Consider the following 16,312-nt stretch of genomic DNA (forward strand, 5'->3'; position numbering starts at 1 on the left):
CAAAAGAATTACAAAGGAAGATCGGGCATCACTTCACGTGGAATGATGGCACCTTTGTGCTGAATAACCTCACCAGCCATACAATGACCAGAGTAAGCTGATTCAGCCGCGTTACCACCAGTCAAACGCTTCGCCAAAAAGCCTGCACTGAAAGAGTCACCTGCTGCCGTCGTATCAATCACGCTATCGACTTTGTTTGGTGCCACGTATTGCGCTTCACCATTCGCCACAACTAAACAATCTTTGCTGCCACGTTTAATGATGATTTCATCTACGCCCAGTGCAGAGGTTCTTTCAATACATTGCTCTAGGTGCTCATCACCATACAGCATTTGCTCATCTTCAAATGTGAGTAGAGCAATATCGGTAAACTTAAGAATCTTAAGGTACCAAGACATGGCACTCTCTCGGCTTTCCCACAATTTAGGACGGTAGTTATTATCGAAAATAACCTGGCCGCCGTGCGCTTTAAAGCGTTCGAGGAATGCAAACAACTGCGTCTTACCTTCTTCAGTAAGAATCGCTAATGTAATGCCACTCAGGTAAACCGCATCATAAGAATAAAGCGTGTCGACTAGTGCCGAAGATTCGTCCTGTTCAAACAAAAACTTTGCTGCTGCTTCATTACGCCAATAGTGGAAGTAACGCTCGCCTGTCTCATCCGTTTCGATGTAGTAAATACCCGGCTGTTTACCATTAACAGTCAACACTAAGCTGGTATCAATGCCTTCTTCTTGCCATGCTGAAAGCATTTCTTGGCTAAAAGGATCATTACCCAGGGCAGTTACATAGCTAGTTTTGATATCGTGAGCTTTCGTCAAACGGGATAAGTAAAGAGCGGTATTCAACGTGTCACCACCGAATGACTGACTCAACTGACCTTCCTTTTTCTGTAGCTCAACCATACATTCGCCAATGATCGCGATATTTAATGATTTCATACTGTCACCTTAGCAACTGAGGTTGCGCTATACGTTACTTTAAGAAGTCTTCACGAGCTGGGTTGAAGATATCCAGAAGAATGCTGTCTTGCTCTAGTGCAACCGCACCATGCATCATGTGCTTACGAGCAAAGTACGCATCACCCTCTTTCAGTACTTTCTTTTCGCCTTCGATTTCTGCTTCAAAGCTGCCACGTACTACGTAACCGATTTGATCGTGAATCTCATGCGTATGTGGAGCACCAATCGCACCTTTGTCAAAACATAGGTGAACAGCCATCAGATCATCTGTGTAAGCAACAATTTTACGCTTGATACCGCCGCCTAACTCTTCCCACGGGTTCTCATCTAATACAAAGAAAGAATTCATCGTCATACTCCTAAAAAGTCTCTATTAAAGCGAACCCTACTGCACTTCATTCTTAGCCATGCTTTTACAAGAAGGTTCTCTTAAAAAACCGTCATGTTGATAAAAGTGAAACACGAAACGAAAGGGTCTGCTGTCGAATTGGTAAAGAGCATATCCGATCCACCTCAATTGTCATACAATATATCTAAAAATATGTGATATTCATCAAATGGGGAGACCTAAAGCATTCCACTTAGCGATTGATAACGTAGAAATATCAGCCACATAAAGGATTTCCACCGCATTAAAAATCAATAAGTTAACTAAAATCACGTGATTTCACTCTCCCTTTTTGCCACAAAAACTACACCCAAACTTAATATTGTATTACTTTATAGAGAGTTTAAGAAAACAACACACTTCATCTGAGGGTGGTAAAGAAATGACTACACAACCGATTTTGTTGACTGAAGCAGAAGTCGAACTACTAAGAAAGGAAGTCGGAAAGCCGAGCTTAATGGGCAAATCCATTGAAGCGAATCGCAAGGAACTTGAAGCCTTCATGCGTCTGCCTCTAGACGTCCCAGGTCACGGCGAAGCGGGTGGCTACGAGCACAACCGCCACAAACAAAACTATACCTACATGAACTTAGCGGGTCGTTTGTTCTTGATCACTCAAGAAGAAAAGTACGCGCAGTTCGTTAAAGATCTTCTCGCTATTTACGCAGAGAAGTACCTCACCTTTGATTTCCACGTACAGAAAAACACTAACCCTACAGGTCGTCTTTTCCACCAGATCCTTAATGAACACTGTTGGTTAATGTTTACTAGTCTTGCCTACTCTTGCGTGGCATCAGTGATGACAGAAGAAGAGCGCACTGCGGTTGTTGAGCGCATTTTCGAACCAATGCTAGACATGTTCACCGTGAAATACGCGCACGATTTCGACCGTATTCACAACCACGGTATCTGGGCAGTGGCGGCTGTTGGTATTTGTGGTCTAGCTATTGGCAAACCTGAATATCTAGAGATGTCTGTGTATGGTCAAGATCGTGATGATACTGGCGGCTTCCTAGCGCAAATCTCACAACTGTTCGCACCTTCTGGTTACTACATGGAAGGTCCGTACTACCATCGTTATGCGATTCGTCCAACTTGTGTATTCGCAGAAGTAGTACACCGTCACATGCCTGAAGTAGACATCTACAACTACAAAGACAAAGTGATTGGCAACACAGTACAGGCGATGCTAGCAACAGCTTACCCGAATGGTGAGTTCCCAGCCCTAAACGACGCATCTCGTACCATGAGCATTACCGATATGGGTGTTCAAGTTGCAGTGAGCGTTTACAGCAAGCACTACGGCTTGGATGACAACATTCTAGGCATGGCGAAGATTCAAAACGCCGTTTGGATGCACCCATGCGGTCTAGAGCTTTCTCAAGCTTACGATAAAGCAATCGCAGACCGTGAAATCGGTATACCTTTCTGGCCAAGTGTGGAACTTAACGAAGGTCCAACTGGCAACAACGGTGCACAAGGCTTTATCCGTATGCAGGATAAAACCGGTGATGTGTCACAGCTTGTGATGAACTACGGTCAACACGGCATGGGACATGGTAACTTCGATACGCTTGGCATTACCTTCTTCAACCGTGGTCAAGAAGTGCTGCGTGAATACGGCTTCTGTCGCTGGGTAAACGTTGAGCCTAAATTCGGCGGTCGTTACCTAGACGAAAACAAATCGTACGCACGTCAAACTATCGCGCATAACGCGGTAACGATTGATGAGCAATGTCAGAATGGTTTCGATGTAGACCGCGCTGATTCAGTGCACGGTTTGCCTCACTTCTTCAAAGTGGAAGGCACTGAAATCAACGGTATGAGCGCGTTTGCGAACGACCACTACCCGAACACAGACATGCAGCGCAGTGTGTTCATGCTTAACCTAGATGAGCTTGAAGCACCGCTATTGCTAGACCTTTACCGCATCGAAGGTGAAGGCGAGCATCAGTACGACTACTCTCATCAATACGATGGTCAAATCGTACGTACTAACTTCGATTACCAAAGCTTTGGTGAACTGAACACGCTTGGCGATGACTTCGGTTACCAACACCTTTGGAAAGTAGCCAGCGGCAAAGTGCAAGATATGGCGCTAGTTAGCTGGCTACAAAACAGCACCTACTACACTTGGTTAGGCACAAGCAGCAGCGCGAAACAGAACGGCGATAATGAAGTGATCTTCACTCGCACTGGCGCCAATGACCCAAGCTTTAACCTACGTAGCGAACCGGCATTCATTCTACGCAGCAAGGGCGAATCGACGCTATTTGCTTCTGTGCTAGAAACACACGGCTACTTCAATGAAGAGTTTGAGCAATCGGTGAATGCACGTGGTCAGGTGAAAGATATCCGCGTCGTGGGTTACAACGCCGTTGGCAGCATCGTAGAAATCACGACTGAAAAATCACTGGTTACTGTGATGATCAGCAATGTTCTAGGCGCTGACGACCAAACCCCACACCAAGTAGAAATGAACGGTAAAACCTACAGCTGGAATGGCTTCTACTCTCTAGAAGTGAACGCATTCGGGCAGGAGAAATAATAATGAGCTACCAAACCCAGTCTTACCAACCGCTATTAATGAACTTTGAAGAAGCGGCAGAACTAAGCAAAGCACTTGGCACGGATAGCCTATTAGGAAATGCATTAGCACGTGACATCAAACAAACTGACGCTTACATGGCAGAGGTCGGTATTGAAGTTCCAGGTCACGGCGAAGGCGGCGGTTACGAGCATAACCGTCACAAGCAAAACTACATCCACATCGATCTAGCGGGGCGCCTATTCCTTATCACTGGCGAACAGAAATACCGCGATTACATCGTGGACATGCTAACGGCTTACGCGAAGGTTTATCCGACGCTAGAGAGCAACACCAGCCGTGACTCTAACCCTCCGGGTAAGCTCTTCCACCAAACTCTTAACGAGAACATGTGGATGCTATACGCGTCTTGTGCGTACAGCTGCATTTATCACACGTTGGAAGAAGAGCAAAAAACACTGATTGAGAACGACCTGTTCAAGCAAATGATTGAGCTGTTCGTGGTAACTTACGGTCACGACTTCGACATCGTACACAACCACGGTCTATGGGCAGTAGCCGCTGTGGGTATTTGTGGTTACGCAATTAACGATCAAGATGCGGTAGACAAAGCGCTTTACGGCTTGAAACTAGACAAGATCAGCGGCGGCTTCCTAGCTCAGTTAGACCAGTTGTTCTCGCCAGACGGCTACTACATGGAAGGTCCTTATTACCACCGTTTCTCGCTACGTCCAATCTACCTATTCGCAGAAGCGATTGAGCGTCGTCAGCCTGAGCTTGGTATTTACGAATTTAACGACTCGGTCATCAAGACCACGTCTTATGCCGTATTTAAGACGGCATTCCCAGATGGTACTTTGCCAGCGTTGAACGATTCATCGAAGACGATTTCGATCAATGATGAAGGCGTAATCATGGCTACGTCAGTATGTTTCCACCGTTACGAGCAGTCTGAAACGCTACTTGGTATGGCAGACCACCAGCAAGACGTTTGGGTTCATATCTCAGGTAAAACATTGTCTGACGCAGTTGCAGCCGCAGATAACATCAAACCATTCAACTGGGGTAGCCTATTCGTAACAGACGGTCCAGAGGGCGAAAAAGGCGGCGTAAGCATTCTTCGTCACCGTGACGAGCAAGACGACGACACAATGGCGCTTATCTGGTTTGGTCAACACGGCTCCGATCACCAGTACCACTCAGCGCTAGACCACGGTCACTACGATGGTTTACACCTGAGCGTGTTTAACCGCGGTCATGAAGTGCTGCACGATTACGGCTTTGGTCGCTGGGTAAACGTTGAGCCTAAATTTGGCGGTCGTTACATCCCAGAGAACAAGTCTTACTGTAAGCAGACGGTCGCACACAACACAGTAACGGTTGACCAAAAGACACAAAACAACTTCGACACAGCGCTAGCAGAAACCAAGTTCGGTTCTAAGCACTTCTTCAAAGCTGATGACGAAAAACTGCAAGGCATGAGCGGTCGCATCTCTGGTTATTACAACGGCGTAGACATGCAGCGCAGCATCATTCTTGCTGAGTTGCCAGAATTTGAAAAACCGCTTGTGATTGATGTTTACCGCATCGAAGCAGATCAAGAACACCAATACGACCTGCCAGTGCACTACTCTGGTCAAATCATCCGTACGGATTTTGAATACGATGTAGAAAGCACGCTGCGTCCAATGGGCGAAGACAACGGCTACCAGCACCTATGGAACATCGGTTCTGGTCAAGTCGAAGGCAGTTCACTGGTAAGCTGGCTGCACGACAACAGCTACTACTCGCTAATCACAAGCGCAGCTAACGGCAGCAAAGTGTTCTTCACCCGCACAGGCGCAAATGATCCAGACTTCAACTTGAAGAGCGAACCAGCACTTATCCTACGTCAATCAGGTCAGAACCACGTGTTTGCCTCAGTGCTAGAAACACACGGTTACTTCAACGAGTCTATCGAAGCATCGGTTGGCGCTCGTGGTCTAGTTGAGTCAGTAACCGTCGTTGGCAACAACGAAGTGGGTACTGTGATTCGTCTGCAAACCACAACAGGCAACGCTTATCTGTTCGCTATTTGCAACTTAGATGAAGACAAGCAAAACGCTGCACATCGCGTTGAATTCGACGGTGTGGCTTACACTTGGGAAGGCGCATTCGCACAAATTTAATCTTTAGATAGGGTCTGTTTATCTTTCGTGGTTAAATTTTGTTCGGATGGGGACGCCTAGTCAAAAGCGTTTTAATCGCGGCGAGTCGATTGAAACCTAGTGGTTCTAAGTAAAATTGACTCAACAAAGAGTAAAACGCTTTTAGCCGGGGGCGCCTAGCCGAACCCTTTGGGTAGCGTTTGTAGGTGCTTTCTACTGCGTTATCGGCTTATCAGGTAGAATAACTACATATCAAAGCCTCTGCCTTGCATAAAATACCTACAAACTGCTGCAAAAATCATCACGAAAGGTCAACAGACCCTAGCCACTAGAAATTAATGTAAAAAATCGGGAACTAATTCAAAGCCGGACGTCATGTTCGGCTTTTTTCTTTCAATTCAAATCACTAAGTCTCTCTCAGTTTTATCAAAACAAATCGTTTGTACGTGTTTTATTGAAGGCACAAAAAGCACCTAACCACAGGACTCTGTTGATTAGGGATGGTTGAAATTAATCATTAGCTATCAGGTTACTTGCGGTTTAGCTTTAACTTAGAGAACAAAACTCCACCAACTTGACCAATGTTTCGAGCTTTTCAAAGCGAGGGCTTCTTGCTCTCTCTTGAATCTGACCTATCACTTAAAACGCCCCTTTCACTGAGTACCTTATCCGCAGAAATCGGTACTAAAAGCCCCTCTCATCGGTTGTCTCCCTTCCATAGTGAGCAAGCAACTGGCATAAAAAAGCCCTCGTCGTTGAGGGCTTTTAATCGGATGACAACTTACTTATTAATCATACATAAGCTTCTCTGCTTTCTTTAAATCAAACTCATTAAGGGATTTACGCGCCAAATGCCTAAACGGTAGCGCTTTTACTATCTCCTCAAATGGCATGACGGCGAACGCCCAGAAAAAAGAAAGGTCCCAATGCAGAATGATCAACGCACATAACGGGATAGACACTATCCACTGACCAGTGAAGTTAATCTTGAATACTTCCGTTGTCTTACCTAATGCACGTAAAACATGCCCATGCACCGTGTTATAGCCACGCACAATTGGCAACAAAATGTACAGCGGGGCAATAGAAGCAAGTGCAACGTATGTAGTCGAGTCCAAATCTGGATACAAATCAGGAAGAACGAAACTCAACGCAAGAAAGAAGGCAGCGGACACAAATGAGATCATCACTGCCATATCGATGCTGATATCAACGTTCTTACGTAACTCATCCATTTGTCGTGACCCGATAGCTTGACTGATCGTAATCGCCGACGAGTGCGCCCAAGCGGTGATAAACTGTGTACCTGCTTTAATCCAAGGCATCACAATGGTCATAGCTACGTAGGCGTTCAAGGTAAGCTGCGAGTACAGCAACATGTAAATGGTCGCACCGGTTTGCAGCATGGTCACGTTTGCTGCAACAGGGAAAATCTCTTTAAAGTGATTGAGTGTGTTTCTCTTCAGTGAAGCATCCAGATTTTTAGTCGACAAGACAATGGAGTCATCTAACTTGATACAGAGAGTCAAATACGACAGTCGAATGGTGATCGCGATTAAGCTGCCTGCCGCTGCACCTTGCACACCAATCCCCTCAAAGCCTGCTAATCCGTGAATCAGCACATAAGACATTGCCATGTTCACTGGCAACTCAATCAAGTAACCTTTAAACGGCACTTTGGTTCGACCAAGTGCATTAAACAAAGCGATCATCACTTGAGTAATTGCGTTGAAAATAATGATGAACTTAGCAACAGCGAGGTAGCGTTCGGTCTCTGCATAAAGGGCGACATTATCGGTTAACTTACTGATCAGCGCTTTGTCGAAGGCGGTAATTAATGTCCAAAACAAAACCGCGACCAAAACGTTGATAATTAAGCCCGCCCAGAAGCCTTTGTTGAGCGACAAATGTTGCCCAGATCCGACCGCACGGCTAAGTACCAACTGTGAACCGTTCGCCAACGCCATTTGTATACCTAAAACAAAGGAGACGATGGTGGTAGCAATACCCATGGCAGCAAGAGAAACTTCACCGAGCGGTGATACTAGGAAGGTGTCGATCATTAACATCGACTGCATTAACAGTGCGTTCAAGGCCAAAGGCCAAGCGAGGGACAAATTTTTTCTTATATAGGGTTGGGAAGACATGCTAGACCTTTCAAAGTTGTCACAGAGAACCGCAAACACAACAAGCGGTTGTCATTAAAACCTTGGCTCTGCCCCCCTTTTCATATTCATGGAGCAAAGCCAAACATATGTTGATTCATCAACCGTTAACGACCTGGGACAGTTTTTGGTTTTCGTCATTCAGCAAAGTGTGCGACGCTAACCGAGCTTGATCGCCATTGCCCGCCATGATGGCGTCATAAATTTCACGATGCTCTTCAATGCAGAATCGACCACCTTCAGCTGAATGATCGATAAACAGCTTAAAGATGGTCGAGAGAATATTGCCAAACGGAATATAGAATTGGTTACCCGTGGACAAGAAAATTGTCTGGTGAAACAGGTGGTCGTTGACCGTCCAATCGTCATAGTCATAGCGACTGGCTGCCATGGTCATACGCTGAAAAATGACCGACAATTCCTTTCTTTGCTCTGCCGTTGCGTTACTTGCAGCCAAGGCACATGCCTCAGGCTCAATCGCTTTACGTAGCCCCAAAAACTGAGCCAGAAACGGCTCGGTATCTTCTAAATCTTGAATCCATTCCAAGAGTTGTGGATCGAGAAAATGCCAATTATTACGCGCACGAACTGTTGTCCCTACTTTTGGCTTAGACTCGATCAACCCTTTTGCTGAAAGCAGTTTGGTTGATTCGCGCAATGCCGTACGACTCACCCCAAATGCGTCACAGAGTTCCATTTCATTCGGTAGCCTTTCATTTTGATTTAGCTCACCTGACAGTATTTTGCGGGCGATTTGTCTGGCAACTTGCACATGAATCTTGCGGTGTGAATCTTCCACAAGAGAAAATTTTGCCATTTGACGCTCCTTATAATTATGTTTCCAGTGCTTTGGCACTCAATAAATGATCAAAAAAAGCCAGACGAAGCTGGCTTTTTGAGGTCAGTGTATTCGTCTGAAACGAAGTGGGTCAGCGCTTATGGCGCCATTTGACCACCATTTACATCCAGAACTTGACCAGTGATGTAACCCGCATATGCATGTGAAGCGAAGAAAGCAAATGTTGGTGCAACTTCGTCGATTCGACCAAAGCGTCCCATTGGAATGCCATTTGCGATCGCCGCTTTCAACTCATCAGACTTACCATCGTGGAATGCTGTGTCGATTGTGCCCGGTGAAACGATGTTGAAACGGATATTATCTTTAGTGAACTCTTTCACCCAGTTACGGTGAATGTCATGCAACCACGCTTTTGATGCTGCGTAGATACCTGCACCAACACCACCACCTTCGCGAGCAGCGATAGAACCAGTACTAATCACACAAGCAGTTTCACCAGATTCTGCAGCCGACGTACGTAGGTGTGGGATTGAATATTTGGTTGTCATTAACGCTGAACGTGCGTTCAGATCCATTACACGGTTGTAAAACTCATCATCAATGTTTTCTAGGTTTTCACGACCGCCAAGACCACCAGCGTTGTTGATTAGCACGTCCATGCCACCGAAATGATCAGTGAACTCCTTAACCAGTTTTTCGCAATCAGCGGTCACCATAAGATTCGCTTGGAAAAACTTCACATCACCACCAAGTGCGGTAAGCTCGGTTACCGCAGCATCGGCATCCGGACCAGCTTGATGACTGTTGATGCCGATTTTTGCGCCGTATTTTGCAAACACGCGTGCAGCCGCTAAGCCCATACCTGCTGTAGAGCCAGTGATAAGTACGCGTTTACCTTTCAAATCGTTAAACATTACGGTTTACCTATGTTAGTTATTCGTGCCGAACGAATAAATCATACAATAAGATCTTTCTCCTGCAAGCGTATTTACTATCAATTGAGTGAGAACTGGCAAAATTCGTCATTTTTGAACCGCAATTGTGCTTCTGGTCACAGTGCGCTGGATTTTTGAGCTATTATTTGTATGAATAATTTAACAAGTTGATAGCGTTCAAAACGATTGAGAGAATAGGCTGAAGTCAACGCAAACATTGATTGTGCCTGCTGCAAAGAAAGGTTCTGTGACCCCTCTTATATTACGTTAACATCCGCTTGGTACAGGGGTGTAGGAGTGCTATAGTACGGCTTAAATAATACATATTTAGCAATTAAGTGAAGATTATGTCTGGCGAATTTCATTCTATCTCAGGCTCGAAGCGAAGCCTTCATGTGCAAGTTGCACGTGAAATCGCTCGTGGCATTTTGTCTGGTAAACTCCCTCAAGGTTCTATCCTACCCGGTGAAATGGTTCTTTGTGAGCAATTTGGCATTAGCCGCACCGCATTACGTGAAGCAGTAAAATTGCTGACGTCGAAGGGTCTGTTAGAGTCTCGTCCTAAAGTTGGTACGCGTGTTATCAACCGCGCTTACTGGAACTTTTTGGATCCTCAATTAATTGAATGGATGGACGGACTTGCTGACACTGACCAATTCTGTAGTCAGTTCCTAGGTTTACGCCGAGCTATCGAACCGGAAGCCTGTGCACTCGCAGCTATCCACGCGACAGCAGAGCAACGAATTGAATTATCGGAAACTTTCCAACAAATGGTTGAAGTGGCAGAAGCCGAAGAATTTGACCAAGCACGTTGGATGGAAGTCGATACCCGTTTCCACAGCCTAATCTTCAATGCGACAGGTAACGATTTCTACCTCCCGTTTGGCAATATTCTGACGACCATGTTCGTGAACTTCATTGCCCACTCTTCAGAAGAAGGTAGCACGTGTATCAAAGAACACCGCCAAATTTACGATGCAATCATGGCAGGTAACCCGGATAAGGCTCGCCAAGCTTCGGCAAACCACCTACTCGATTCAAAGCACCGCCTGACCGCAGTCAACTAAAGCACTTTCTAGATCTGACATTAAAAAGCACGCCCTAGCGCGTGCTTTTTTGTCTACTCTTTCCTTCTTATCCTCTCAGAATCCCTTCGACCTTCACAAAAATTTTCCTAATCAATGATACTTTGCATGATTTTAGATATATAATAATACAAATTAAATTATCTAATGTGCCGTGTTATGACTGAATCTCTGCTGCCAAACATCTTGCAATTTATTGGTCAAATCGACCCATTCGACAAAATTCCAAAACCGGCTTTGCGTGAACTCGCATCGCACGTGCAGATTACTTACCTTGGCAAAGGTGAAGTCATTGACCAATGCGTGACTGGGCAAGAGAAATCACTCTATATCATCCGCACAGGCTCCATGGAACAAAGAAAGTCTGATGGTGTGCTGCGCGCGAAACTGGGTCCTGAAGACATTTTCGGTTTTACTTTTCTTGGTAGCCAAATAGACAGCAATAAGGGCTATCGAGCCATCGCTATCGAGAACTCGCTGGTGTACGTAATTCCTAATTCTGCTCTCAAAAAATTGTTTGAAGCGCACCCTGAATGTGCGGAGCATTTTGCTTCACAGGCACAGGTTCGTTTGAAATCAGCACTGGATGTCGTTTGGTCCAACAAAGAGAAAGGTTTGTTCATTCGCCGAGTTGGTGAAGTTGCCAGTGGTCGCGTTGCTGTAGTGACAGCCGACCAGTCGATTCAAGCCGTAGCCAACGAAATGCTAACTAAGTGCTCGCCTTGTGCCGTGGTTTATGAGAATGACAAAATCGTCGGTTTAATTACCGACCGCGATATGACCAAGCGTGTTATCGCGCAAGGGGTAAGTACCGACAGTCCTATTTCAGAGGTCATGACGCACGATCCACAGACCATCAAACCGGATGACCTAGTTTTACACGCTGCATCTATGATGATGCAACACAATATCCGCAATCTACCGCTGGTCGAGAGCAATAAGGTCGTAGGTGTTCTTACTACGACGCACCTTGTACAAAATCACCGCGTACAAGCGATCTTCTTAATCGAAAAAATCAAATATGCGGGCAGCGTAAAATCACTGTCGAGCTTCACACCAGAGCGCCAAGCTATCTTTGAAGCTCTGGTTGATGGGCACGTTTCACCGGAAGTCATCGGTAAAGTGATGACGATGATCATGGACGCTTACACGCGCCGCTTGATTCAAATCGCGATTGATAAACTTGGGCCTCCACCATGTAAGTTCTCATGGATTGTGGCAGGTTCGCACGCTCGCAACGAAGTCCACATGCTGTCGGATCAAGACAGTGCGATTGTCCTTGCTGACCACGCGACGGAGAATGACCGAATTTACTTCAAGCATCTTGCTATGATCGTCAGTAACGGCCTTGCGAGTTGTGATTATCCTTTGTGTCCTGGCAAATTTATGGCCGCAACGCCAAAGTGGTGCCAACCTTTGAGTGCCTGGAAGAAGTACTACAAGAAATGGGTTGCCAACCCAGAGTACGAACGTTTACTGAACATCAGTGTGTTCTTGGAAATTCGTACCCTTTATGGCAATAAAGATTACGAAAGTATCTTGCGAGATGAACTGCACACCAACATTCGCAGTAACCGTGAATTCCTTTCCATGCTGGTGAATGATGCGGTAAACACGAACCCTCCGCTTGGCATCTTCAACAGTTTAGTCTTGGAGAAATCCGGCGAGAATAAGAAGACGCTAGACGTGAAAAAGTACGCCATCAACCTAATCATTGATTTGGCGCGCATTTACGGTTTAGCAGTTGAGTGTGATTTAACTGCGACCGACGAGCGCTTCAAAGCCGCCAATGAAGCGGGTGTATTGAGTGAAGATGCGTACAAGAACATCCTGAACGCGTACCAGTTCATCTTATCGTTCCGTTTTGGTCATCAGTTAGAGGCGCTTAAACGCGGTGAAGAACCAAATAACCACATCGACCCAAACACGTTCGGTAGCTTTGAACGCCAACACCTGAAAGACGCCTTCCGTATTATTGCAGATTTGCAAGAAGCCGCGAAAGTGCGCTTTGGGAGCCGTTAATGAAGCGGATCTTAGACCACTTTCACCCTTGCTCACGCCTGAATCGAAAGCGTGAGCAATACGCGAAGCAAACAGCAATGCCAGAGTACATCAAAGCGTTGGTTCAAACGCCATATTTGGACGCCACGCAATTCGCTCAGGATGCCAGCTATATTGTATTGGATTTGGAAACGACAGGATTAGACAGCGAAGAAGATTTGATTTTATCAATCGGCTGGGTCGACATTGTTCATGGCAAAGTAGATCTTGCCACCAGTCAGCACATGTACATTAATAGCGATTCGCAAATCAAGCCAGAAACTGCCGTGATCAACCATATTACGCCGCAAATGCTGTCTGAAGGCGTTTCTATCCATGATGCAATGCGTGCATTCTTCTGCGCAGCCAAAGGCAAGATTTTAGTCGCTCACGCTTGTGTCGTCGAAACTCAGTTCATCAATCAGTATCTTCAGCGCGTGTTTAAACTCAGCGAGCCGCCCTTGGTTTGGCTCGACACTATGTGCATTGAAAAACACTTACAGAAAGCAATCAATCCTCGTGACGAAATTGATGTCACCCTATCAGGCACTCGCGCTCGTTATGGCTTGCCTGAGTACAACGGACATAATGCGTTAGCGGATGCGGTCGCGACAGCAGAGTTGTTGTTGGCACAAAAAACTCGAATTACACCTCAAGGGAAAACTACCATCGGTACCCTTTATCGATTGAGTCTCTAGCTCACTATACATTCCAATATGAAAAAATCTGACGTATCTAGCGCCACCTTCTTTTGGTGGCGGCGAACTTGGTTGCGTCTCTTTCGAACGTGTCACTCAAAATGCTCAATGGCGAAGTTCCCACTTTTCAATACGTCTTTATTCGCCAGTTAATCCGACAAGTTACCAATCTAAGTGGATTAAACATCGATCATGCAGACGTTTTTAGGTTCATGTTGATATGCTCTTGTACTGTAATCATGCGAAAGCCATACAAAAATAGCCCGCTTCGGGGCGGGCTATTGGAAAGACTCTAAATTTGTATTCGCTTGGATTAGAAGCTGTACGTGACACCAACACGGCTACGTAGCTGGCGCGATGAGCTGTCATCACAAGAGCTGTTACACTGAACGTTGCCGAACTCAACGTATGGACGCCAATCCCAACCTTTCTCTTTGTAACCCACTTTTAGGTTGTAATCCCACTCGTATTTACCGTCACGGTTGCCAAGCTTCCACTCATTACTGAAGAAATCTTCTTTGTAGTTCGCTTCAAAGCCAAATTGCCATGCGTTCCAGTTGTAATCGATATTACCTGTGATCTTGCCTGCGTTTAGTGAATCATGTTGCTGACCATCTAAGCCCGTTGAAGTTTTACCCGATGCGTAGTTGCGGAATTCGTGACGGTAGCGAAGCTTCGTTGTGATACCAGAATCGAATTTGTATTGAACGCGAACCTGAGGTTTGTATGTTACGGCTTCATCACCAAACGTAATTGGCATCGAAGTAGTAATACGCCAGTGGTCATCCAATTTGAAGTGGTAACCATATTCAAACTCACTGTCACCGCGCTGAAGTTCACTTAGGTTGCCTGTATGCTTCATTTCAACGCCGTAGTAATGATTGCCAGTGCTACCACTGATCTTAATACGACCTGCCCATTGTTCTGAATCGTGTTTGTATTCTTCACGGAAGTCTAGTGATGCGGCTGAAATACTGCCTGCAAAAAGGGTGGTTGCGATCGCTAAAGCAATTTGTTTTTTAGATGTCATAGTAGTGTTCCACTGTAGATAAATAGTTTTTCAAAGTGGCGACGCATTACACGCCGCCCTTCTAGGGTTTTATTGTTTTGGGTAAAGCAATTCGATATCGCGCTGAGCCCAAACTTCTGCCAAATTCTTCTTCACTGTGAATTGGCTAAAGTCGGTTTCTGTTGCCAGTTTCACCCATTCAGGTTTCTCCATCGCCACACCTGCTTTTAGGTAAATTGGTGTCATGCGTTCTACTCGGCGTGGATTGTCTTTTGCGGTGTATGGCCAGTCAGACGCTGGATCTTGATAAGTCGCCATTAGCTGAATACCTTGTGCTAACGAGCCACCTTTCTTGTTTTGGTAGTGCCAGAGGTCGATGCCCACTTTGTCACCGATTTGAGCGATGCCGACCAATGGATCTAAGCTGAAGTAGTGGTAGTGGTAAGCACGAGTGCGTTCGATTTCATGAGGTTGAGAACCGTCTTTTTCAAACTGAGTGTCTACACGCATCTTGCCCTTTTGAACCATCTGTTTTGCTAGAGGCTCATTACCTAAGAAGTAAGCAATACTCGCGACTTGGAAGTCATACCAAGTGCCGTGGTTGTTCGCCGCTGCCGCTTCGCCTTTCGGACCACCTGATAAGTCATCAACAATCAACCAATCTAAGTACTCGCCGTACCATTGTGTGATTTGCTGTTCGTCTTTATCCGTCCAAGCTGGAGAAAGCGATAGGATGGCAATGGAATCCAGCATGCGATCTGCCAGCGTACGTGTATCAATGATGCCGCCACGACGTCCTTCTGCTCGTCCAGGAACACCCTGCCCGTAATTCACGTTCGGGTTCATCTTGGTTTCGTCATTCATAAACCAAGTGCGAACATACTCAATACCTTGGTTTGCGTATTTCTCGTCTTGACTGAAGTAATAAGCCAACGCAAGTGCACGGACAGAGCGCGTGAAATGACCTATGCGTTTAGAATCTGTTTCCGCCGTTTTCGAAGCAGGGTTAGTTTTGCCATCATGGCGGACCCAAGGAAGACCATCTTCTTTGGATTCATCTGGCCACCAGTAAGGGCTGATACTCATGTAATCGTTTTTGCTACCGCTTGGTGGAGTCATGCCTTTCGCGGTAACCGTGAACGGGCCATCTTTCATTGCCAGTTCTGCTTCTTCAATCAGACGATCGTACGCGTCTTTCATTGAATCGCTCGCTTTATCTGACTGTAAAACAGCGCGATTTTGTTCAAGCGTTGCTTCATCAAGAAACACAAAGTCTGCAGCAAGAGTGTTAGCACTGAAAAGAATGGTGCTGAGGCAGGTTGCTAGATGTAGAGGTCGTAGGGATTTCATTATTATCGGCCTTTTATCTTGAGTTAAAATACTACAAATATAGTACCTAGCCGATGTTGAGCGATCTGTGAATTAGATCTAATTGTATGATTTATCCACCTTATAAAGCTTTATTACAACTTCCACTTAATTAAATAAACTATTGATATTAAATATGTTAAGGCTGTTTCACTGTTTTTAATTGTC

The 16,312-nt window shown here is 45.6% G+C and carries 12 protein-coding genes and 1 pseudogene; 6 read left to right on the forward strand and 7 right to left on the reverse strand.

Annotation, left to right across the window (positions count from 1 at the left end; translation table 11 throughout):
* Positions 1 to 8 precede the first annotated feature (8 nt).
* On the reverse strand, positions 9 to 941 hold the full coding sequence (locus tag MHO32_RS02165) for a sugar kinase (RefSeq protein ID WP_050926276.1): 933 nt from the start codon (positions 939 to 941) through the stop codon (positions 9 to 11).
* Positions 942 to 975: 34 nt separating this feature from the next.
* Positions 976 to 1,311: a cupin domain-containing protein gene (locus MHO32_RS02170; protein WP_005450851.1), complete on the reverse strand. Its 336-nt coding sequence runs from the start codon at positions 1,309 to 1,311 to the stop codon at positions 976 to 978.
* A 421-nt stretch (positions 1,312 to 1,732) separates the two neighbouring features.
* On the opposite strand from MHO32_RS02170, the gene MHO32_RS02175 reads away from it, so the two are divergent.
* Complete coding sequence (locus MHO32_RS02175) at positions 1,733 to 3,898, forward strand: heparinase II/III domain-containing protein (RefSeq protein WP_009703184.1); 2,166 nt, start codon at positions 1,733 to 1,735, stop codon at positions 3,896 to 3,898.
* 2 nt (positions 3,899 to 3,900) lie between these two features.
* Positions 3,901 to 6,066 carry a heparinase II/III domain-containing protein gene (locus MHO32_RS02180; RefSeq protein WP_239210572.1) on the forward strand — a complete coding sequence of 722 codons (2,166 nt, stop codon included), beginning with the start codon at positions 3,901 to 3,903 and terminating at the stop codon, positions 6,064 to 6,066.
* A 767-nt stretch (positions 6,067 to 6,833) separates the two neighbouring features.
* Here MHO32_RS02180 and MHO32_RS02185 read toward each other — a convergent pair.
* The 3 genes from MHO32_RS02185 to MHO32_RS02195 form a co-directional block, all read right to left on the reverse strand.
* On the reverse strand, positions 6,834 to 8,123 hold the full coding sequence (locus MHO32_RS02185; RefSeq protein ID WP_239210573.1) for an MATE family efflux transporter: 1,290 nt from the start codon (positions 8,121 to 8,123) through the stop codon (positions 6,834 to 6,836).
* 187 nt (positions 8,124 to 8,310) lie between these two features.
* Positions 8,311 to 9,027 carry a FadR/GntR family transcriptional regulator gene (locus MHO32_RS02190; protein ID WP_005450855.1) on the reverse strand — a complete coding sequence of 239 codons (717 nt, stop codon included), beginning with the start codon at positions 9,025 to 9,027 and terminating at the stop codon, positions 8,311 to 8,313.
* A 119-nt stretch (positions 9,028 to 9,146) separates the two neighbouring features.
* Positions 9,147 to 9,923 carry an SDR family NAD(P)-dependent oxidoreductase gene (locus MHO32_RS02195; protein ID WP_239210574.1) on the reverse strand — a complete coding sequence of 259 codons (777 nt, stop codon included), beginning with the start codon at positions 9,921 to 9,923 and terminating at the stop codon, positions 9,147 to 9,149.
* A 368-nt stretch (positions 9,924 to 10,291) separates the two neighbouring features.
* Between MHO32_RS02195 and MHO32_RS02200 the strand changes: the two genes are divergently transcribed.
* The 4 genes and pseudogenes from MHO32_RS02200 to MHO32_RS02215 form a co-directional block, all read left to right on the forward strand.
* On the forward strand, positions 10,292 to 11,011 hold the full coding sequence (locus MHO32_RS02200) for a FadR/GntR family transcriptional regulator (RefSeq protein WP_005450857.1): 720 nt from the start codon (positions 10,292 to 10,294) through the stop codon (positions 11,009 to 11,011).
* 177 nt (positions 11,012 to 11,188) lie between these two features.
* Positions 11,189 to 13,051 carry a putative nucleotidyltransferase substrate binding domain-containing protein gene (locus MHO32_RS02205; RefSeq protein WP_239210575.1) on the forward strand — a complete coding sequence of 621 codons (1,863 nt, stop codon included), beginning with the start codon at positions 11,189 to 11,191 and terminating at the stop codon, positions 13,049 to 13,051.
* Positions 13,051 to 13,767 (forward strand): 3'-5' exonuclease, encoded by a 717-nt coding sequence (locus MHO32_RS02210; protein WP_239210576.1) that lies wholly within the window; start codon positions 13,051 to 13,053, stop codon positions 13,765 to 13,767. Before MHO32_RS02205 ends, MHO32_RS02210 begins: the two co-directional genes overlap by 1 nt.
* 53 nt (positions 13,768 to 13,820) lie before the next feature.
* Positions 13,821 to 13,922, forward strand: a pseudogene (locus MHO32_RS02215) (DMT family transporter); the annotation flags it as partial.
* Positions 13,923 to 14,080: 158 nt separating this feature from the next.
* Here MHO32_RS02215 and MHO32_RS02220 read toward each other — a convergent pair.
* Positions 14,081 to 14,797 (reverse strand): oligogalacturonate-specific porin KdgM family protein, encoded by a 717-nt coding sequence (locus MHO32_RS02220; protein ID WP_005450860.1) that lies wholly within the window; start codon positions 14,795 to 14,797, stop codon positions 14,081 to 14,083.
* Positions 14,798 to 14,866: 69 nt separating this feature from the next.
* Positions 14,867 to 16,126, reverse strand: coding sequence for an alginate lyase family protein (locus MHO32_RS02225; protein ID WP_005450861.1), 1,260 nt, complete (start codon positions 16,124 to 16,126; stop codon positions 14,867 to 14,869).
* Positions 16,127 to 16,312 lie beyond the last annotated feature (186 nt).

Origin of the sequence: Vibrio sp. MMH1-50 (genome assembly GCF_022347645.1) — a bacterium.
Classification (GTDB): Bacteria; Pseudomonadota; Gammaproteobacteria; order Enterobacterales; family Vibrionaceae; genus Vibrio; species Vibrio harveyi.